Annotated in this window: 17 protein-coding genes; 9 read left to right on the plus strand and 8 right to left on the minus strand. The window is 61.2% G+C overall.

Going from position 1 to position 20,748, the window contains the following annotated elements; genetic code table 11:
* Window positions 1-116: 116 nt before the first annotated feature.
* Together P8192_RS04170 and P8192_RS04175 are read right to left on the minus strand one after the other, a co-directional pair.
* Window positions 117-296, minus strand: a complete 180-nt coding sequence (locus tag P8192_RS04170; protein WP_278158718.1) for a hypothetical protein — start codon at window positions 294-296, stop codon at window positions 117-119.
* A gap of 177 nt (window positions 297-473) precedes the next feature.
* Window positions 474-1,184, minus strand: coding sequence for a GAP family protein (locus tag P8192_RS04175; RefSeq protein WP_278158720.1), 711 nt, complete (start codon window positions 1,182-1,184; stop codon window positions 474-476).
* A 334-nt stretch (window positions 1,185-1,518) separates the two neighbouring features.
* Between P8192_RS04175 and P8192_RS04180 the strand changes: the two genes are divergently transcribed.
* From P8192_RS04180 to P8192_RS04195, 4 genes are all read left to right on the plus strand, one after another.
* Window positions 1,519-5,379, plus strand: a complete 3,861-nt coding sequence (locus P8192_RS04180; RefSeq protein WP_278158723.1) for a non-ribosomal peptide synthetase — start codon at window positions 1,519-1,521, stop codon at window positions 5,377-5,379.
* A 53-nt stretch (window positions 5,380-5,432) separates the two neighbouring features.
* Window positions 5,433-5,621, plus strand: a complete 189-nt coding sequence (locus P8192_RS04185; RefSeq protein WP_278158725.1) for an MbtH family protein — start codon at window positions 5,433-5,435, stop codon at window positions 5,619-5,621.
* Between the two features lie 7 nt (window positions 5,622-5,628).
* Window positions 5,629-6,159 (plus strand): GbsR/MarR family transcriptional regulator, encoded by a 531-nt coding sequence (locus P8192_RS04190; RefSeq protein WP_278158727.1) that lies wholly within the window; start codon window positions 5,629-5,631, stop codon window positions 6,157-6,159.
* Between the two features lie 214 nt (window positions 6,160-6,373).
* A protein-coding gene (locus P8192_RS04195) for an IS3 family transposase (RefSeq protein WP_278158466.1) occupies window positions 6,374-7,521 on the plus strand; the annotation gives its coding sequence in 2 pieces (ribosomal slippage) (window positions 6,374-6,644 and window positions 6,644-7,521; 1,149 coding nt in all).
* Between the two features lie 56 nt (window positions 7,522-7,577).
* On the opposite strand, the gene P8192_RS04200 is transcribed toward P8192_RS04195, so the two are convergent.
* Window positions 7,578-9,107: an IS1634 family transposase gene (locus P8192_RS04200; RefSeq protein WP_431521138.1), complete on the minus strand. Its 1,530-nt coding sequence runs from the start codon at window positions 9,105-9,107 to the stop codon at window positions 7,578-7,580.
* Window positions 9,108-9,207: 100 nt separating this feature from the next.
* Here P8192_RS04200 and P8192_RS04205 point away from each other — a divergent pair, with 100 nt between their 5' ends.
* On the plus strand, window positions 9,208-9,795 hold the full coding sequence (locus P8192_RS04205) for a 4'-phosphopantetheinyl transferase family protein (protein WP_278158729.1): 588 nt from the start codon (window positions 9,208-9,210) through the stop codon (window positions 9,793-9,795).
* Window positions 9,796-9,980: 185 nt separating this feature from the next.
* Here the strand turns inward: P8192_RS04205 and glsA are convergent, their stop codons facing one another.
* The 3 genes from glsA to P8192_RS04220 all read right to left on the minus strand — a co-directional run bounded on the left by glsA (window position 9,981) and on the right by P8192_RS04220 (window position 14,465).
* A complete protein-coding gene (gene glsA, locus P8192_RS04210; RefSeq protein WP_278158730.1) occupies window positions 9,981-11,894 on the minus strand; it encodes a glutaminase A in 1,914 nt (637 codons plus the stop codon).
* Window positions 11,895-11,978: 84 nt separating this feature from the next.
* Window positions 11,979-12,968 carry an NAD(P)-dependent oxidoreductase gene (locus tag P8192_RS04215; RefSeq protein WP_278158732.1) on the minus strand — a complete coding sequence of 330 codons (990 nt, stop codon included), beginning with the start codon at window positions 12,966-12,968 and terminating at the stop codon, window positions 11,979-11,981.
* Window positions 12,969-12,986: 18 nt separating this feature from the next.
* Window positions 12,987-14,465: a glutamate-cysteine ligase family protein gene (locus P8192_RS04220; RefSeq protein WP_278158734.1), complete on the minus strand. Its 1,479-nt coding sequence runs from the start codon at window positions 14,463-14,465 to the stop codon at window positions 12,987-12,989.
* Between the two features lie 222 nt (window positions 14,466-14,687).
* On the opposite strand from P8192_RS04220, the gene P8192_RS04225 reads away from it, so the two are divergent.
* The 4 genes from P8192_RS04225 (at window position 14,688) to P8192_RS04240 (ending at window position 19,059) form a co-directional block, all read left to right on the plus strand.
* Window positions 14,688-15,941, plus strand: a complete 1,254-nt coding sequence (locus P8192_RS04225; RefSeq protein ID WP_270105983.1) for an extracellular solute-binding protein — start codon at window positions 14,688-14,690, stop codon at window positions 15,939-15,941.
* A complete protein-coding gene (locus P8192_RS04230; RefSeq protein ID WP_278158738.1) occupies window positions 15,938-16,900 on the plus strand; it encodes a carbohydrate ABC transporter permease in 963 nt (320 codons plus the stop codon). Before P8192_RS04225 ends, P8192_RS04230 begins: the two co-directional genes overlap by 4 nt.
* A 71-nt stretch (window positions 16,901-16,971) precedes the next feature.
* Window positions 16,972-17,793, plus strand: a complete 822-nt coding sequence (locus tag P8192_RS04235; protein WP_270107615.1) for a carbohydrate ABC transporter permease — start codon at window positions 16,972-16,974, stop codon at window positions 17,791-17,793.
* Between the two features lie 18 nt (window positions 17,794-17,811).
* A complete protein-coding gene (locus P8192_RS04240; protein ID WP_278158740.1) occupies window positions 17,812-19,059 on the plus strand; it encodes an ABC transporter ATP-binding protein in 1,248 nt (415 codons plus the stop codon).
* A 28-nt stretch (window positions 19,060-19,087) separates the two neighbouring features.
* On the opposite strand, the gene P8192_RS04245 is transcribed toward P8192_RS04240, so the two are convergent.
* Complete coding sequence (locus P8192_RS04245) at window positions 19,088-19,615, minus strand: gamma carbonic anhydrase family protein (RefSeq protein WP_278158741.1); 528 nt, start codon at window positions 19,613-19,615, stop codon at window positions 19,088-19,090.
* A gap of 47 nt (window positions 19,616-19,662) precedes the next feature.
* Window positions 19,663-20,550: a formyltetrahydrofolate deformylase gene (locus tag P8192_RS04250; protein ID WP_270105979.1), complete on the minus strand. Its 888-nt coding sequence runs from the start codon at window positions 20,548-20,550 to the stop codon at window positions 19,663-19,665.
* Between the last annotated feature and the right edge of the window lie 198 nt (window positions 20,551-20,748).

Consider the following 20,748-nt stretch of genomic DNA (forward strand, 5'->3'; position numbering starts at 1 on the left):
CAATCTGGCCAGCGTCTAGAGCGCAGTAAAACGACAGGACGCACTGCCCTTCGGGGTGGTGCGTCCTGTCGTTTCTGAACCGGAACGAGCAAATCGCGGCTGAGGAGGCTCTAGGATTAGCCGGTGCAGCCCCAGGCGGTGGAGCCGGGGGTGCAGGGCTCGGCCACGTTGCGGGTCTTGGCCCGCCAGATATCGGCTTGCTGGGTTTCAGCGTTCACACTCATGGTGCCGGCTACCGGGATCCAGGCGCCGCCTTCGATCTGGTAGTCACCTTCATAGGTGGTAGTCAGATTCACCGGGAACGTCCCGGTTTCGATGACGGAGACTGTGGCGGACAAGTCAAGGAAAAGACACCCGGAACAGTGTCACATTCTTATTGAGTCATATCCTCAGCAGCCAATCATCGACCTAGCTGGACAGCACTATGCCGAACACTACCCATTTGAGAGTCTCTCCGCGGTGGCTTCGTGATGCTAGGCTGTCAGATTGCTGAGTGCAATGCCTACGATGAGCGCGCCCAGAAGTGTCAGCCCGGTACCGCTGACCGTGCCCATATGGCGTTCGAGCCAGGCGTCCAAGCGTCGGAGAAGTGGATCTATCCGATGTCCCAAGCCCAAGCGGAACACGGTTAAAATCCCGGCCGGAGCCATCATGACTGCACAGTAAATGAAGATCCAGAGAACGATCGACTCCGCGGTCATCTCAGCGTCAGTCATTGCAACGATTGCTCCGACGTAGGGGACCATCGTGGCGAACTCAATGCCGAACGCTAGAAGGGCAAGCCGGACAAGACCCCGAGAAGAACCAGCTGTCATCGCTTCGTTCCGCCACCGAAATAGCGAGTTGCCGGAACCCTTTTCTACACCCCGAAGGTTGCGGATGAGCAGGGTGAGTCCGAACGCGATGATAAGCGCGCCGATTGTTGTCTGACCACCGACAAGCAATGCGTCGGGTGCGGACGAAATCCAGGATTGGAATGCGTTAAAGAGGGATGCTGCTCCGGCCGCCACGGCCAAACCCATAGCAAAGTATGCCAATGTCAGTGTCAGCAGGTAAGAGCCGATGCGTGTTTTGCTGAGACGCCCCGGAGACAGCAACAACCACAAGGGTATGAGGGATGTGCCGAGACTAGTGCTGTCGATCAGTGCCAGGCCAATGATAAGGAAGGCCAGGGGTGCAGTCATGCCAAATGTCCTCGGGTCGTAGTCATGCCGAGGTCGATAATATCACAGCTGACATGCATAGCAGGAATAACAGATATAACTGTGATCTGTGCTGTTTATCATACTGTTGAAGCTCATTGGGGTCAATAGTTCTGAGAATGTTTCATCTAATAGTTATGACACATTTACGTGTTATCGCTGGTATCCTATTTACTGACTGACGGTTAACGTTCTCGGTGTATTCCCTGGGTGAACCAGAATCAACGCACCGGGCGGGGTCAATGCACATGAGTTGACGTTCAGTTGAGAGCCGAGAGTTCAGTTCCGCTACGAATCAGATGTCTACGGAGATGCTATGGAACACAAGAAGTTGACCCTGACGGGTGCGCAAGAGGAGTTCTGGTACAGCCAGTTACTGGCCGGTGGCAGAGACCGGCGGTACGTGAAAGAATTCGTCGACATCTTTGAGGACGTCAATCTAGCGAAAATGGAGGAGGCTCTGCGTCGAGTCGTCCTTCGAACTGAGTCACTTGGCCTGGTGATCGACATTGCAAACGCTTTGCCCCAGCAACGCCTTCGGCGGACTCGCCCGAATGTACATGCATTGGATTTCTCCGGTTCGTCTAACCCGGAGGGCGCGCTTGATCAGTGGCTTGTCCCGTGGCATGCTCAACTATCACCGCTAGACTCAGACCATAGTCACGTCTTCGTCGTCGCTCGCCTGCGGCCCGACCACTATCGCGTTGATTTCGCGGCACATCACTATCACCTCGACGGTTATGCCGGTGCACTTATCGTGCGTGAAGTCATGCTCGCCTACCAGGCGCCTACCAGTGAATCGCCAGCTGACTCAAACTCCAGCATCGGTGACTTAGAAGGGTTTATTGAGCGAGACCATCAGTATCGTGAGTCAAATCATTTGGCTAGGGACCGAGAGTACTGGTGGGGTCAAACGGAGCGACTCAGGCGACGCGCAAGCTTGAGCGGTGCCCCGCCGATCCGCGCTACGAGCAATCATATTGTTCGCTCTAATATGCCCAGCGATTTGCTCAACAGAATCAAGAGCACTGGAAAATCAATTCCTGCAACCTTACTTGCGGCTGCGGCCGTCATGTTGCATCCGCTAGTGGGTGACGGAGATATACCCGTTGGTCTGGCGCTTGCTGCTCGATTCTCCAGAAAAGATCGTGAGACGCCAGCGACTGCCGCGAACATCCTCCCGGTTCCGATTCATGTCACTGCTGCTATGACCTTCGAAGAGGTTGTGGTCGCTGCTGAAGTTGGACTGGCTGGAGTGCTAAGGCATCAGCGTTACCGAGCATCGCGCCTTGGCCGGGATCTACGCCTCGAGTCAGGGGTGACCGAACTAGCAGGTCTTACGGTGAACTATATGGGTTCGTTTGATTCGGGACTCGAAGGAATCAAAAGTCGGCTCACTGTTGTAAACAACGGCTTGACGGACGACGCCTTCGTCTCTGTGTACCACCCGGAAGGTGACACTACTGAAGCTCTCTGGTACACAAATGATCAGATGCACGGCGAGCCAGGAACACGGCGACAGCTGCAACAGTTCATCAGGGCGTTGGTTGCTGTGGTGGATGATCCGCATCAGTTTGTGGGCAATGTGGATTTGGTCGGTGATGAGTTACGCGGCCAGCTGGAGTCGTTCAATCAGACCGGGATTGCTGAGGTCCCTGTTGTGTTGCCGGATTTGTTTGCTCAGCAGGTGTCTTTGCATTCACATCGGCCGGCGGTGAGTGGGTCTGATGGTGGGCTGACGTATGAGCAGTTGGATCGGGAATCTAATCGGGTTGCTCGGTATTTGATTGATCTTGGTGTTGGGCCAGAATCGATCGTGGCGATTATGTTGCCGCGGGGTGTTGATGCTTTGGTCGCCATTTTGGGTGTGATCAAGGCTGGTGGTGCGTATCTGCCTGTGGATCCGGAGTATCCTCTGGAACGGATTGATTACATTCTGAATGATGCGTGCCCGAGTTTCGTGGTGGCGAGTTCGTCGAGGGGTTCTGGTCGTTCCGGCGAGATTCTGGTTGAAGATCGTCCGTGGCGCGATGTTTCTGACAGTGCTGTTGAGCAGCAGGACCGGGTTCGTGCTTTGGGCGTGGACGATCCGGCTTATTTGATCTATACATCCGGGTCAACTGGTAAGCCCAAGGGGGTTTTGGTCACTCACCGCGGCCTCGCCGACTTCGTAAACGCTGAATCCGCGGCGTTCGGCGTTGGTCCTGGTCAGCGGTTCATGCACATGGCATCCACCAGCTTCGATATCTCCGTCGAGGAAATTTTCGTCACCCTCTGTTCCGGCGCGGAACTGTCAATTGTCGAAGGGGCCAAGTCTTCTGTAGATGCAGATTTGACCACGACCATTCGCAAGGTCAAGCCCACCCACATGTCTCTAACCCCCGCCCTGTTGGCAACCGTCGATCCTGACGAGGTTCCTGAAGGTTTGGTCGTTGTCGTTGGCGGAGAAGCCTGCACTTCGTCCCTAGTCGACGACTGGTCGAAGAATCACTCACTTTTCAACACATATGGTCCGACGGAGAATTCTGTGGTGTCGACATTGACGGGTGCGTTGGTGCCGGGGGAGGATGCGCCGAGTATTGGTCGGCCGTTCCCGGGAACGTCGATTTATGTGTTGGATGGGAATCTGAATCCGTGTCCGGTCGGGGTGACCGGTGAGCTGTTTATTGCTGGTATCGGGTTGGCGCGAGGTTATTTCCGTCGGCCGGGTCTGACGGCTGAGCGGTTCATTGCTGATCCGTTTGCTGGTGATGGTGCTCGTATGTACCGTTCGGGCGATCTTGCTCGTTGGAATGAGCACGGTGAGGTGGTCTTTGAGGGGCGGAATGACGATCAGGTGAAGATCCGTGGTTTCCGTGTGGAGACTGGTGAAGTAGAAGCTGCGTTGCTTCGGGTGCCGGGGGTGGCTCAGGCGACCGTTATGGTGCGTGAGGATATGCCTGGGCATCGTCAGTTGGTCGGGTATGTGGTTGCTTCGGGTGCTGATGTTGAGTCGGCATTGGTTCGTGAGCAGTTGCGGCAGTGGTTGCCGGATTACATGGTTCCTGCTGCGGTCGTTGAGTTGGAGAAGATTCCGTTGACGCATAACGGCAAGACTGATTTCCGGCAGTTGCCGCGACCGGAGTTGGATGATGCTCGGCTGATTGTGGAGCCTGAGTCAGAGACTGAGCGGGTTCTGGTGCAGTTGTACTCGGAGGTCTTGGGATTGGACTCGGTGAGTACTGATGAGTCGTTCTTTGCTTTGGGCGGGGACTCGATTACGGCGATTCAACTGGTCAACCGCATACGGACGGAGCTAAACCTCGACCTAACGGCTCGGCTTGTCTACAACAGCCCAAGCGTCGAGGCAATGGCGTCTTCATTGACTGCTGGTCTCGCCGATGTAGATGAACCGCATGTATTGACGCTCCAGGATGGAAAAGGCGCACCCGTCGTCGCGATTCATCCTGGAGCCGGTACCGGGCACGTATATTCACGGCTACTACGGGTTATCCCACCGGACCGCCCCTTCTACGCGGTACAGGCACCGGAGTACTTCGGGGAGGCCTCGGACGCAAGTATCGAGATGCTTGCTCGACGCCATATGGATGGGCTTTCTGACTGTGTGCAAAACTGGAACGAAACGACGCTGGTCGGATGGTCCAGCGGCGGAACGATTGCCGCAGAGATCGTTCGCCAATTGGAAGAGCGTGGTGAAGCGATTGCGTCGTTGGTGGTTATTGATTCGGTGGACCCTGCCGTTTCTGGTGCGAACCAGACGAAAGTGACCGAGGCAGATATCGTGACTCTGCTTGCCCGGCACGCTGAAATTGGCTTGAGGGATCTTTCTCCTTCCGTGCTCAGCGGAGTCGACAGCTTCTATGCATGGGTAGAACAGAGTGGTGCAGCCGACGTCCTTCCGCCTAAGGCAGATGCCCTCCGTATGGGCCGTTGTTTGGATGGAATGGAAGCGTTGTTAAACGGTCATGTGGATCCCGCCTATATCTCCGCTGACGTCATGGTCATCGTTGCGTCAAAGGGTGCTACCGCTGCACTTGACACAGAAGCCCATTGGCGTTACCGCGTGAACGGTGAGGTGAAGTCGGTCTCGGCCCCGACAACACATGACGAGCTACTGACTGAAGCTGGCGTTAGCAGTTTCGAAGATTCAATGCGCGCATGGCTCCAGTCTCACTAGATACAGAACCGATTTGAAGAACCATACCCCTAAAAGAGCGAGGAGATACTAAGATGAGTGCTCTAGACAACGAAAACGGATCCTTCTTTATTTTGACGAATGAGAAGCTGGAGAAGTCACTCTGGCCTGAATTCAAGAACGTGCCGGATGGTTGGCATGTGGCCTTTGGTCCAGGTACTAGAGAAGAGTGCTTGGCTTGGGTTGAAGAGGGGGCGCCAGTTGCTCAGAATGCCGATCGCTAGGAGCTCAATGACAGACCAGGTGCAAACGTTGAAGTTCGTCGATAAAGCCGGTGCTTACTACGCGGAAAGCCTGGGATTTCCACCCGTGGCCGGCCGGACGTTGGCATACCTAGCCGTGAGCTCTCCGGCGGAACAGACGATCGCCGAACTAGCAGACGCGCTACTAGCCAGCAGAAGTGCAATCACTCAGGCCGTGTCATTGCTCAGCGAAAGAGGACTAGCCCGGCGCTATCGCGGTCGCGGGCAAAGGGTCGACTTCGTAGTCGCAAATCTTGACATCCAGCAATTCACCAGGGACTTGGACGGTGAGGCTTACGCCGATCAAGCCCAACTACTTGAGCAAGCTTCGCAACTCCTCGAAGCTGATGAGTCAGGGAGAAAACAGGCGCTTCAAGAGCTGAGCGAACTGTATCTCTTTCTCGCTGAGCGACTTCCAGAGTTAAAAGACGAATGGCTCGCTGTTCGAGCTCGTTTGCGGGAGCGGGATGGAGCCGCTGAAGCGAATCTTGACTCGACTGTGATTGTTGATTCTTCTTGATCACTTCCACGTCAGTCGTTCTTCGAGCTATGCAACGAGATCGGGGAGAGTCCTTCGCTAGTCTTAGGTCGCCGTGCAAGGGCTAATATCCCACGGGATAGTCGTGTATGAATCGTTCGGAGACTTGGATGGCCTATTGGGCTGACCCCGTTTTCTAGGTCCATTCGTTATGTGAGTCCTGACCCCCGCGCTCGCGGGGAGAATGGATCACACGATGAGCAAACAAAGAAGGCGTCACACCCCGGAGCAGATCGTCCGGAGACTCGGGCAAGCCGACCGGCTCCTGGGCGAGGGCAATACGATCGCCGATGCCTGCCGCGAGCTCGGGGTTACCGAGCAGACCTATTATCGGTGGCGAAACCAGTACGGCGGCATGAAAGCCGACGACGCGAAACGGCTCAAGGAGCTCGAGAAGCAGAACGCGACCCTGAAGCGGTTGCTTGCCGAAGCAGAGCTCGAGAAGGCTGCTTTGAAGGAGTTGGCTGAGGGAAACTTCTAGGCCCGGGTAGGCGTCGCGCCGCTATCACGCACCTGATTCGCACCTTGCAGATCAGTGAGCGCATGGCGTGCCGCCTGGCCGGGCTTTCCCGCTCCGCATGGCGGCGGCCGCTCCGAGGCGACACCCCGGCAGACCCTGACCAGGCGCTGCGCGACTGGCTCCGGAAGTTTGCGAAGAACCACCCACGTTGGGGGTACCGACGTGCGTACCATGACGCGCGTGCTGAGGGCTGGAATGTGAACCACAAGAAGGTACAACGTTTGTGGCGTGAAGAAGGGCTCCGGGTGCCGCAGAAACGTCGGCGGAAGCGGGTGGGGTCATCAACTGCTGACGCCCCCAAGGCGGCTGCGCCGGGCGTGGTGTGGGCGGTTGATTTCCAATTTGATGTCGATGAGCGCGGCAAAGCGATCAAGATCTGCTCCATCGTGGATGAGCACACCCGCGTGTGTTTGGGTGGTCTTGTGGAGCGGTCGATCACCGCAGAGCGATTCATCGAGCATCTCGAGGAACTCGTCGCTGAGCATGGGGCACCGATGATGCTGCGAAGTGACAACGGGCCGGAGTTCATCTCGGATGCCGTTGCAGACTGGGCTGGCACGAGAACCGGGTTGTCGTACATCCCGCCCGGTCAGCCCTGGCGAAACGGATACGTTGAGTCGTTCAACTCGAGGCTCCGCGACGAGTGTCTGAACATCAACAGCTTCTACTCGCTGCTCCATGCACGGGTCGTGATCAGCGACTGGAAGCACGAGTACAACCACGAGCGCCGACATTCCTCGCTGGGGTACCTGGCCCCGGTCGAGTACGCTCGATCCTGCACCCACACGTTCGAAGAAACCGACTCGCATACTGAGCGGACCTAACTACGGGGGCGGCCCACTATTGTTTGACCTGAGTCGTGCCAGATTTAGTGCGTAGTTTATGAGACCAACGAGTCGAGCAGTTTCTGAGCGTCCACGGGGATGGACGGGGCCGCGGCGAGTTGCTGCCCATTGATATCAATCGTGACCGTTCGCAACGGTCGTAGTACTTGAACAAGCTTCTTGATACTGACCCCAGTCACGTGTTGCAGATGACGAGCTACGGCCAGCGCGCAGAACACGATCGTCAAGTGCGCCTCGATCGAATCACGCTGATGATGGAACATCGGCCGGGCCCGGATATCACTCTTGGCCATCCGGAACGACTTCTCGACCTGCCAGAGATCGTGATAGGCGGCGACGACAGCTTCACCATCCAAGACGTGTGGGCTGATATTCGTCACGTACCCCTTCAAACCCAACAATTGTCTGGCTCGCTCGACCAGCGCCCAGTCCACCCCGGGTTTCTTGCCGGTGAGATTCACGAACCGGTCTCTACGCACTGGCCGAGCCCCGGACGCGACTTTCTCGGCTTTCTCGATCTGCTTGTTCAAAGTGTAGTTATCGCGCTTCTCGCGCTTGAACGAGTACTGATACACCACCCGGCGCTGCCTGACCTGAGCACCGGCCCCCATGGTGCGGGTGGATTCTAGGATCTGTCCGTCGGTGAAGTAGGTGCCATGACGGTCGAAATGCTCTGCCAGGTCATACGGGGCCTTGGTGATCCTCGAGCCGACAATGAACGAGAACCCCGCATCCTCCAAAGCGTTGAGGTTCGCCGCTGAGAGCATCCCAGCATCAGCGACGACCACCAGATCCTGAACCTGATGCCGTTCTTGGAAAGACCGCAACACCGGGACCAGGGTCAAGGTCTCTGCCTTGTTGCCTTCGAAGCAGTGAATCTCCAATGGGAACCCATCCCGATCCACCAGTAGCCCGACGACGATCTGTGGATCGACTCTGCGTTCTTTGCTCATCCCGACTTTGCGTAGCTCGTCCTCATCAGTAGCCTCAAAATACAGCGTCGTGACGTCATAGAGCACCACAGACAGGCCAGCATGGCCTGCGGTTTTCAGCGCGTGTGCGTAGGCTGCCTTGCTGAATCCGTCCCGCCAGTCTTGGCTGATGGACTCGGCTAGGGTCCGCCAGATCGTGCGCAATGACGGAGCCTGGACGCCGAGTTCTTCGAGGACACGGATCGTGTCCGTTTTCGAGGTCGGCTCTACTAGTCGGGCTAGCACGAGTTTCTGGAACACCGCGTTGCCTACCTCGGTGAACCCGAGATGCTCATAGGCGTCTTCCAGCACGCTCCAAAGCAGTTGAGCAGCGGACCCAGTCACCCTGGGCCCGACGGGTGCGATGCTGGGCTGAGAACCCGGTTGGGCCTGGGCGCTGGGGAGTTCGAGATCGAGTTCTTGTTGATCACCGGCGATCTTGGTTTTCGCGATATGAACGAGGGCCGCAATCTCGGCCTCTGTATGACCGGAGCCGATGTGTTCCACGATCTTCTGGATACCGCGTTTGGTATGAGCAATCTGGACCGCGGTCGCTCCTGAAGCGGTCTTCACCTTCCGCACGAACAAGCCCACCCGCACAGTCTAGTCGGCACGCGATTAGTGCGTAGATTCCGGAACCTGAACCGCGGAAAATCAACGATCCAGACCCCTCAACCACTGATCCTCACCAAACATGGCACGACTCAGGTTTGACGACGAGCTCGAATACGCGCAAGGTATGCTCAAGAAGCGAAGGTCGGAATTCGCGACGGGACGAATTTGCGCGCGGCGTGCACTTCAGAAGCTAGGGGTTCAGCCTGTGCCGATTCTGAAGGGTGCTTCGGGCGCACCTCTATGGCCGGCGAACGTCGTTGGCAGTATCACGCATTGTCGCGGTTACCGAGCGGCTGCGGTCGGTACTGTTGGCGAATTCATGTCAATCGGAATCGACGCCGAGCCAGCCCAAGCACTTCCGGACGGCGTTCTGGAGCAAATTGCTATACCGAGTGAAGTATCTCGTCTCAGGCATGTTCAGCAAGAACTTGGTAGCGTGCCGGCAGGCAGGCTCCTTTTCTGCATCAAGGAAGCAATCTACAAAGCATGGAGTCCGGTGGAAAACGTCTGGCTTGACTATGACCAGGCCGAGGTGTGCATCTCGAGAGACGGATCCTTTGAAGCACTGATCGATCGAGGCCATTCGGAAGTCCAGATCTTTCCTGAGCTGGTCAAAGGGCGATGGAGACCGACGAAGAGTCACCTCTACGCAGCACTGATCCTCTAAGGAATTCTGACCGATGCTTACTCAAGGTTGAGACTACTCGGCATTAGGGGTCCCCAACGGGCAGGCTTCGGGAAATCTCGTAGGCCATTGGGAGCGCCAGCACGTGCTTAAGTAGTGCCGCCTGTCCAGGGGATCATCGCATCCGCGCTGGGCCTGTGGCCTACTCAGAGCAAACACCATGCTCGTCAGTCGTGGCGGGCGCCGGCCTCGCGGCTGGACTGCTCCAACAGGGTGTAGGCCTCGCGGGAGATCGCCGTCCAGAGCTTGATCGCCAGCTGGGGAGCGGTCTCCTCGAGGGAGGCGATGATCTGGGCAGTCAGCACCCGGCACACCACGGAGTCGACGGCACGAACCGTGGTGAGCTGGCGACCGGAGCGACCCAGCGCGATCTCGCCGAAGGTCATGCCAGGGGAGAGGAACACCGGTCGGTACCGACGCCCACCGGAGCCCTGCGAGGTGAGCTCCACCTGCCCGGACTCGATGAAGTAGATCCCGGCGAAGGGCTGGCCGGCTCGGCGAATGACCTGGCCGGCCTTGAAGGCGCGGCGGTCCATGAACGCGGTGAGCAGCTGGACGTCGTCGTCGCCCAAAAAGGCGAAGAGTTGCGACTGGTCGGGGCGCTGACGCCGATTCGGCAGCAGCTTGGGCTCGAACCGCTGCAGCACGCGCAGCTCGGCCCACTCCAGCGCGCGGGGCCGGGTCTGGAACAGCCGGAACTCCCCGGTGACCTTGCCTGAGCGCACCAGTTGGGCACCACGGGTGGACTCGGCGGATTCTTCGCGCGGATCGGGCAGGGGATCGCCGGCGCGTTCGGCTGCCTCCACCATCAGGCCGGTGAGTCGATCGTCCTGGTCGATCAGCGCCAGATCGCGGTTCTCGGCCAGGAACTGCCGCACCAGGCGCACGAGGAGGTGAATGGCGGAGCGACCGAATTCGTCGACCGCGCGCAGATCCAACAGCACGGTGGTGATGTCCGGGTCGATCTCGGCCACCGTATGCGCGAGGATCTCGGTCTCGGCGAAGCCCAGGTCGCCGGAAATCTCGATGACGTGGCCGTGCTTCCCCAGCCGTTCCAGGGCCTCGGACATGCGGTGCGGCCGGGGCACCCCCGACGTCGATTCCGACAGCGCGTAGGAGGCGCGCAAGGTCGAGCGGCCCACTGGCGGTGCATCGCCGTAGTGGAGGCCGAGGTCAGCGGTGAGTTGCTTGACCGCGGCGGATCCGCGCACCGAGGTGCCGTGCTCATCCAGCGGTGGGGAATAGACGGCGATGCCGACCTGACCGGGGATCACCACGAGTAGACCACCGCCCACCCCGGATTTGGCGGGCAGGCCGACCTCGATCGCCCAGTTTCCGGCGTCGTCGTACATTCCGCAGGTGGACATCACCGCGAGGAGGCGGCTCGTGGTCGACGGCGAAAACACCCGATGCCCCGTGGCCGGATTCACGCCGCGATTGGCCAGGGTCGCCGCCATCATGGACAGCTGCTCCACCGTGAGCATCACAGAACAAGCCCGGAAGTAGTCCTGCACCACGGGCTCGGGGTCGGACTCGATGATGTCGAAGGAGCGCAGCAACCAGGCCAGCGCCCGGTTGCGGTGCCCGGTACGATCCTCCGCCTTGTAGATCTGGTCGGAAACTTTCAGCTCCCCGGTGCTGGCCGACCCGGCCGCGGCCTCGTTGTAGGTGTTCAGCAGCCGGCCCATGCGGTCGCGCCCGCCGCGGCCCTTGATCAGCCCCACGGTGGCAATGGCCCCGGCGTTGATCATCGGGTTGTCGGGCCGGCCGTCGGGCTGCAGGGAGATCTCGTTGAACGGGTCACCGGAGGGTTCGACGTCGACCTTTTCCACCACGCGCTCGGCACCGAGATCGTCCAGGGCTAGCCCGTAGGTGAACGCCTTGGAGATGGACTGGATGGCGAAGGGTACCTGGCAGTCCCCGGCCGAGTACTGGTTGCCGTTGACCGTGGTGAGGGTGATGCCGACGTGGTCGCGGTGCGGTTCGGCGGCGCTCAACGTCGCCTGGTTGACCTCTCCGTCGTCCAGAGGACGCAGCCGGTCGATCAGTTCGTCGAGGTACTCCTGCAGCGGTGATTCCATTGGGTGGCGTCTCCATGGTCCGGGGCGGGCGGATGGTCGGTTGGTGAGACAACCGGGGCGTAGATTCCAGCCTAGTCGGTTGCGTCAGTATCCGGCGTCGGGGTCGACGACGCCGACAAGCTCAGCCGCATCCACCCTGGGCCCGGCCAGTCGCGCCTCGGCACGGCGCACCAGGTTCGCGGTGATCCTGTCCTGTAAGAGCGGGATGCACATCTGCGGGGTGTCGGCGGAGTGCGGGGTGATCAGCGCGTTCGGCTCCGCCCACAGCGGGTGCCCCTCGGGCAGCGGTTCCGGGTCGGTCACGTCGGTACCGACGGCGCGAATCTTCCCCTGCTGCAGCGCGGTCACCAAGGCGTCGGTGTCCACCAGGGACCCCCGGGCAATGTTGACCAGCACCGCGGTCTCTTTCATGCGTTCGAACTGGGTGGCACCGATCATCGCGCGCGTCTCATCGGTAGCGGCAGCGGCGAGCACGACGACGTCGGCGTCGGCCAGCACCTCATCCAGTCGCTGCGTGGTGACGGTGCGGTGCGCACCCTCCACCGGCTCATCCCGGCGCCGCACCACCGTGATGTGGGTGGTCCAGGCGCCCAGCAGCCGAACGATCTCGGTGCCGATGCCACCACCACCGACGACGACGGCGCGGGCATCATTGAGCGAAAACCCGGCTTTGCCACCCCACCGGGTGGCGCGGATCCGCTCGGGCAGCCGCCGCAGCAGTGCCAGGGTGAGCGCCAGCGCGTGTTCGGCCACCGGGCCGGCATAGCTGCCCTTGGCGGACGTAAACGTCACAGCGCGGTGGCGGCGGATCACCGGCAGGTAGGTCTCGATCCCGGCGGAGGGCAGCTGCACCCAGCTCACCTGCGGATTCGCGGCCAACACCTCGTCGATGCGCTGCGGGTCGAGATGTTCAATGACGACGACACCGGTGGCCTGTCCGCTCTCAGGTGCCACCAGTTCGGCGTCGTGTTCGGCCACGGCCTGCACTAACAGCCGGTGCGCGTCCTCGTACACGGTGCCGGCAACCTCGTCCGAGCCGGGCAGGGAGATCAGGCGCTCAATGGGGGTGGTCATGCGCTTCATCGTGTCATATCACTGGGGCAACGGCCACGTGTGCACGGCGGCCGAGGAGACGGCGTGCTCGCGGTACAGTCCGACCAATTGGCCCAGCGCATCCGGACGCGCCAATCCTCCCTCTTCGAGTCGGGCCAGCGTGCGGGTCATCCAGGTGGCACCGTTCTGGCCGTTGCGGGTGCGCCCGGTGAGCACCCCCAGATACCGGTCGATGCAGTGTTGGTCCACACCCAGGCTGCTGAGTCCCTGTTCCGCGGCCGGCAGGAGGTGTCGGTCCAACAGCTCGGCCACGGGCACGTCCCCGAACCCGGGCCAATACACACTGGCTTCCAGGCCCTGCCGCGCACACCGGTAGAACCCGTCGGCCGCCGCCCTGAAACTCATGCGCTCCCAGGGGTTCTCCTCCGAGTCCACCAGGTAGCGCACCGCCCCGAAAAAGAACGCTGTGTTAGCCGTCATGTCCAGCACCGTCGGTCCGGCCGGCAGCAGCCGGTTCTCCACGCGCAGGTGTGCCTCGCGCTGATCGTTACCCGGATCATAAATGGGCCGGTTCCACCGGTAGACGGTCCCGTTGTGCAGGTTCAGCTCCGGCAGCAACGGCGCCCCGCGCCCCGTCGTCGTCGCCCCCTCCGATTGCTCCGGCAACAGGGCAGGGAAGTAGTCCACGTTCTCCGCGAACAGCTCCTCGATCCCGGAGATCCAGCGTTCCCCGAACCACACCCGCGGCCGCACTCCCTGGCGGGCATACTCCGGGGCACGGTCATCAATCGCCTGCTGAAACACCGGAATCCGAGTCTCGTGCCACAGCCGGGATCCGAGAAACAGTGGCGAGTTCGCGGCCAGGGCGATCTGCGCTCCGGCAATGCACTGCGCCGCATTCCACACCGCCCCGAACCGCTCGCGGGTGACCTCGAGGTGGATCTGCATCGAGGTGCAGGTGGCCTCCGCCGCAATGTCCTGGGCGTAGTAGGAGAGGTGCTCATCGGCGCCGTGAATGTCGATCAGAATGTCCTCGCCCCGGGCGGTGAGAATCGCATCATTCAGCGCGGCGAAACGGTTGCCGGGGCTGATCCATGCGTCTCCCACAATGTCGTCGCCGAGCACCGACGGCAGAATCCCGACCGGCACCACGAAGGCTCCATGGCGCGCGGCGTGTTCGTGGGCCACCAGTAACTTCTCGCGCAGGGAATCTTCCAGTTCGCGTAGCCCCGTCCCGGCGATCTCCACGGTGGGATGGTTCAGTTCGATGGTGAACCGTCCCAGCTCTGGGTCGAAACCGTGCTCGCCGAGAGTCTGGAGCACATCGGCGTTCACCATGGCTGGACGGTTGGCCTCATCCACCAGGTTCAGCTCCAGTTCCAGGCCGATCATCCCGCGTTCGGAAAACCCGTCCTGGGCCAGGTAGGCACGTAGCTGCTCCGCGGAGTCCGCTAGCAGCTCTCGGTACCGGCTGCGGGCCGAGCGCGAATAGGTTTGTGCTTCCACTTCTGCTCCCATGTCCACATTCTGAACCACATCAGCCTTCGCCGTCTCCGGTTGGAGGACTCGGGGAAGCGGGTCGTTGACCTCCGACGTCTAGGGGGTTACAAATGAACGAACCTGAGAATATGCTCAATCCATGATGATGGTGGTCACATCGTCGTTAAACCGCCAACAGGGGAAGTGTTGCCTGTGAAGAACCCCGCTTCGACACGACGTCGGTGGCTCACGGTCTCGGCCGTGCTAACCACGTCAACGCTGCTGCTTGCCGGGTGCTCCGGCGACGACGGCACCCCGGTGCTCACCTGGTACACCAATCCCGACGACGGCGGACAGGCGGAAATTGCCGCCCGCTGCACCGATGCTGCCGAGGGCCGCTATCGCATCGAAACCTCGGTGCTCCCGAACGATGCAGCCTCTCAGCGCGAGCAGCTCACCCGCCGCTTGGCCGCCGGCGACACCACCATGGACATCATGAGCCTGGACCCGCCGTTCATCCCGGAACTCTCCGAACCCGGATTCCTGGCGCCGGTGCCCGACGATGTGGCTGCAGCGACCACCGAGGACACGCTCGACGGCGCGCTGGCTGGTGCCATGTGGAAAGACGAGATCGTCTCGGTGCCGTTCTGGGCCAACACCCAGCTGCTCTGGTACCGCAAGTCGGTGGCCGAAACTGCCGGCCTGGACATGGATCAGCCGGTCACCTGGGAGCAGCTGATCGACGCCGCCCGCGACCAAGAGAAGTACCTGGGCGTGCAGGGCGCGAACGCCGAATCGATGACCGTGTGGGTCAACGCGCTGGTGGCCTCGGCTGGCGGGCAGATCCTGCAGAACCCGGAGGCCGGCGCTGATGAACTCGTCACCGACCTGGACTCCGACGCCGGGCGCGCCGCTGCGGATGTTGTGGGCACCATCGGCTCGGAAGGTCTCGGTGGCCCCGGCTTGCCCACCCAGGCGGAGAACGAATCGATGCTGCTGTTCCGCGGCGACAACGGCTCGTTCATGGTGAACTGGCCGTTCGTCTGGCCCGCCACGAACGCGGCCGCCGAGGAGGGCGCGGTGCCCGAAGACCTGATCGACGACATCGGCTGGGCCGTCTACCCTCAGATGAGCGAAGGCCAGGAATCGGCGCCTCCGCTGGGCGGAATCAACCTCGGCGTCGGGTCCGAATCACAAAACCAAGACCTGGCGTGGGACGCGATCCAGTGCATCGTGGAACCGGAAAACCAGTCCTACTACTTCATCTCCAACGGCAACCCGCCCGCCTCGGCGTCAGCGTATGACGATCCGGAGATCGAGGAGATGTTCCCGATGGCGGACACCATTCGGGAGTCCCTGGACCAGGCGGTGCCGCGCCCGCAGACCCCGTACTACAACGAGGTCTCGACGGCGATCCAGGACTCGTTCACCCCGCCCAGCCAGGTTGCCGAAGGCACGGCCGTGGAGACGGGGAACTTCATCGAGAAGGTGCTCAGAGGGGAGGCCCTGCTGTGACGACCGAATCGACCGCGCAGCCGGCAGCATCACGGAAGAAATCAGTGCGACCGGTCAAATCCAAGCGGACCAAGGCCGAGGCCCGACTGGGCTGGTGGCTGGCCGGACCGGCGTTCTTCATCATGATCGCTGTCATCTTCTATCCGCTCATGCAGGCGCTGTGGGACTCCCTGTTCTCCTACCGGCTCACCGCCCCTGATGACCGCGAGTTCGTGGGGCTGAGCAACTACCTCACCATCCTCACCGATTCGGTGTGGTGGTCCGGCTTCGCCGTCACCGTGCTGATCACCGTGGTCACCGTGGCGGTCGAGCTGGTGCTCGGCTTCGCCCTTGCCCTGGTGATGCACAAGGCGATCACCTCCACCCGCGGGTTCGTGCGCACCGTGATTCTGGTGCCGTACGGTATCGTCACCGTCGTCTCCGCCTACGCCTGGTATTACATGTTCTCCATCGACTCGGGGTACATGAATAACTGGATGGGGTGGGTGCCCGGCGTGGATTCCGATCTGAACTGGTTCGCCCAGGCCGGATCCGCGTTGACCGTGATCATGCTCTCCGAGATCTGGAAGACCACCCCGTTCATCTCGTTGCTGTTGTTGGCGGGTCTGGCCCAGGTGCCCGAGGAGCTCAGCGAGGCCGCAGCCGTTGACGGCGCGACCTGGCGTCAGCGCCTGTGGAAGGTGATCCTGCCGAACATGAAGGCGGCCATCATGGTGGCGGTGCTGTTCCGCGCCCTGGACGCCTTCCGCATCTTCGACGCCGTGTTCATCATGACCAACGGTGATTACGGTACCGAGGTGCTCTCGCTGTTGGCCTACCGCACCTCGATCGTCCGTTTGGAGATCGGGCTCGGCTCCGCGGTCTCTGTGCTGCTGTTCCTGTGCGTGGCGTTGTTGGCGTTCATCGCAGTCAAGGTCTTCAAAGTCGACCTGGCCCGAGGTCAGGGAGGGAAATCATGAGCGCAGAAGTGACGACGACGTCTGGCACCGCACAGCAGGGCGGCAAGCCGAAGCGGTCCGGTCGCGGCAGAATGGTGGCCGGCTGGTGGATCCTCACCGCCTTCATCACCGTGTGGTGCCTGTTCCCGGTCGCCTCGATCCTCACCACCAGCTTCAAGACGCCGGGGGATCTGTCCAACAACCAGTTCCTTCCGACCAGCTGGTCGACCATGAACTACGAGGAGATCATCACCGGCGCCTCCCGTGAGCTGTTCCTCACCGCGCTGTGGAACTCGATCGGGATCTCGGTGATTGCCACCTTCATTGCCGTCGTGTTGGCCACCCTGTGTGCCTACGCCATCGCCCGGCTGAACTTCCCGGGCAAGCGCGTAGTGCTCACCGTCTCGCTGATGGTCTCGATGTTCCCGGTGATCTCCCTGGTCACCCCGCTGTTCAATATGTGGCGCACCATCGGGCTCTACGACACCTGGCTCGGGTTGATCATCCCGTACCTGTCACTGACGCTTCCGATCGCCATCTGGACCCTGGCCGCGTTCTTCCAGCAGATCCCCTGGGAGCTGGAACAAGCGGCCCAGGTCGACGGCGCCACCCCGCTGCAGGCGTTCCGCAAGGTGATCGTGCCGCTGGCACTGCCCGGCGTGTTCACCACCGCGATCATTGCGTTTTTCATCGCGTGGAATGACTTTGTCTACGGGATGTCGCTGACCTCTTCGGAGGCGGCGAGAACCGTGCCCGCCGCGCTCGCGTTCTTCTCGGGCGCCTCCCAGTTCGAATCACCCACGGGAGCCATCTCGGCTGCCGCTATCATCGTCACGATCCCCATCGTCATTCTCGTGGTCCTGTTCCAGCGCCAGATCGTTGCCGGTCTGACCTCGGGCGCGGTCAAGGGCTAGAAGAAAGTAGGAGCACTGATGGCATCCATCACCCTGAACAACATCGTCAAGAAGTACGACGACGGCTTCCCGGCGGTCAACGATGTCTCCTTGGACATTGCCGACGGCGAGTTCGTGATTCTGGTCGGACCCTCCGGTTGCGGCAAGTCCACGCTACTGCGGATGATCGTGGGCCTGGAGGACATCACCTCGGGTGACATGATGATCGATGGCCGGCGGGTCAACGAGGCGGACCCCAAGGAGCGCAATCTGGCCATGGTGTTCCAGAACTATGCGCTGTACCCGCACCTGACCGTGTTCGAGAACATCGCGTTCCCGCTGCGGCTGGCGAAGCTGAGCAACTCCGAGGTGGACCAGAAGGTCCGCGAGGCCTCGGCGCTGTTGGAATTGGACGATCACCTCGACCGTAAACCGGCCAACCTCTCCGGCGGTCAGCGTCAGCGTGTGGCCATGGGCCGAGCCATCGTGCGTGAAGCCGATGCATTCCTCTTCGATGAGCCCCTGTCGAACCTGGATGCCAAGCTGCGCGGGCAGATGCGTGCCGAAATCTCGCAGCTGCAGCGCCGTCTGGGCGTCACCTCGGTGTACGTCACCCACGATCAGACTGAGGCGATGACACTGGGCGACCGGGTGGCCGTGCTGAAAAAGGGCGTTCTGCAACAGGTCGCCTCACCACGGGAGCTCTACGAACAGCCGGCGAACCTGTTCGTGGCCGGATTCATCGGCTCGCCGTCGATGAACTTCCTGCCTGCCACCCACAAGGAAACCGCCGAGGGGCACGTGCTCTCCTCGCCGATCGGTGACATTCCGATCCCGCAAGACAAGGCCGCCGCTGCCCTGGGCCGCGAGATTGTGCTGATCGGCCTGCGCCCTGAGTTCTTCGAGGATGCCTCGATGCTCGACGACGCCAAGCGTGCACAGGGCTCGGTGTTCCCCTCCACCATCAGCCATGTGGAGTGGCTGGGCCACGAGCAGTACGGCTACATCGACTACGAGCAGGACGAGCGGGTGGCTGACCGGCTCACCGCGCTGGCTCAAGAGCTCGACGCCGATGAGCTACGCCCGCAGGTGGTAGCCACCCTTTCGGCCGAGTCGCTGGCACGCCCCGGACAGCCGTTGGATCTGTGGGTGGACACCTCACGGATGCATATTTTCGACCCGGAGACCGGGGATAACCTGACCCGTGACCCGGAGCGTGGTGCGGAGTTGACTCGGCTCGCCGCCGAAGACCGGCAACGCGAGATCGAGATGGCGCAGCAACGCTGATGCGCACTGGCCCACGCTGACGCGCCCTTCAGGAGTCGTCGCGTAGCGCCTCGCGGTGTAGTTCGGCCTTCTCCACGTAGGTCTCCGCGTTGTTCTTGAGCGCGGCGAGTTCGTCCTCGGTGAGCTCGCGGCGGACCTTGGCGGGCACCCCGGCCACCAGGCTACGCGGTGGAATGACGGCCCCCTCGGTCACCAGCGCGCCCGCGGCTACCAGCGACTGCGCGCCCACGACAGCGCCGTTCATCACGGTGGCCGACATGCCGATCAGGCATCCGTTCCCCACGGTGGCGCCGTGCACCACAGCGGCGTGGCCCACCGAGACGTCGTCGCCGATGGTGCAGGGGAAACCCGGATCGGCGTGGACCACCACATTGTCCTGCAGATTCGTGCGCTCGCCCACGCGGATCGGCGCGGAATCGCCGCGCACGGAGACCCCATAGAACGCAGAGGACTGCTGGCCCAGGGCGACGTCGCCGCTCAGCGTGGCGGTTGGGGCCGCGAAAACGGTCTCGTGGAGCTGGGGAGTGGAACCGGACAGGGTGATGATGTGTGCCATCTCACCAGTCTACGGTGACGAAGTGGCGTCCCGTCGAGAGTCTTGAACTAGGAGAACACCACGGTGCGGTGACCGTCGAGCAGCACACGGTGCTCGGCATGCCACTGCACAGCCTGGCACAGGGTGGAGCCCTCCACCTCGCGACCGCGCACCACGAACTGCTTGGCGGTGAGACCGTGGGTCACCCGCTGCACGCGTTGCTCGATGATCGGGCCCTCGTCCAGGTCGCCGGTCACATAGTGGGCGGTGGCGCCGATGAGCTTCACGCCGCGGGCGTGGGCCTGGTGGTACGGCTTGGCGCCCTTGAAGGAAGGCAGGAACGAGTGGTGAATGTTGATCGCACGACCGGCCAGCTTCGAGCACAGGTCGTCGGAGAGCACCTGCATATAGCGGGCCAGGACCACGAGTTCGACGTCGTAGGTGTTGACCAAGTCCATGAGCTGGGCCTCGGCGGCGGCTTTATTGTCGGTGCCGTCGGCGTTCTTCTTGATCGGAATGTGCACGAAGGGGATGCCGTAGAAGAATGCCATCGGCTGCAGGTCCAGGTGGTTGGAGACGATCACCGGGATCTCGATGGGCAGGGTGCCGGCCCGCTGCTGGAAGAGCAGATCGTTCAGGGTGCGTCCGTCCTTGGAGCACATGATCAGGGTGCGGGTTTTGCGCAGCGAGTCATTGACGGTCAGATTCATGTCGAACTTCTCGCGCACCGAGGCGAGCACTTCCTCGGTGGCCTCCGCGGTAGCGGAGGTGGTGAACTGCACGCGCATGAAGAAACTGCCGGTGTCGGGGGAGTCATACTGCTGAGATTCGGTGATGTCCGCCCCGACCTCGAGCAATGCGCCGGAGACGGCGTGCACGATTCCGGGACGGTTCGTGCACGACAGGGTCAGGATCAGAGTTTTCTCGGTGGCGGAGGAGTTCGCGGTGTCAGTCATAGCGTCGAGACTACCTTTCGACATGCTCAGGGAGGCGGAATGCCGGTACGTGAATCACAATAACTAAGAGCATAGTGATTCACGCCACAAAGCTCAAGGGAACCTTGGCACCCCGTGAAAGCTCGCGGTGATTGTGCCGAAATTGCGGCTCAGGGGTTTCATAGTCACCCGGCGGTGTGGTCATGATGGGTGGCAGTT

This window comes from Citricoccus muralis, from assembly GCF_029637705.1.
GTDB lineage: Bacteria > Actinomycetota > Actinomycetes > Actinomycetales > Micrococcaceae > CmP2.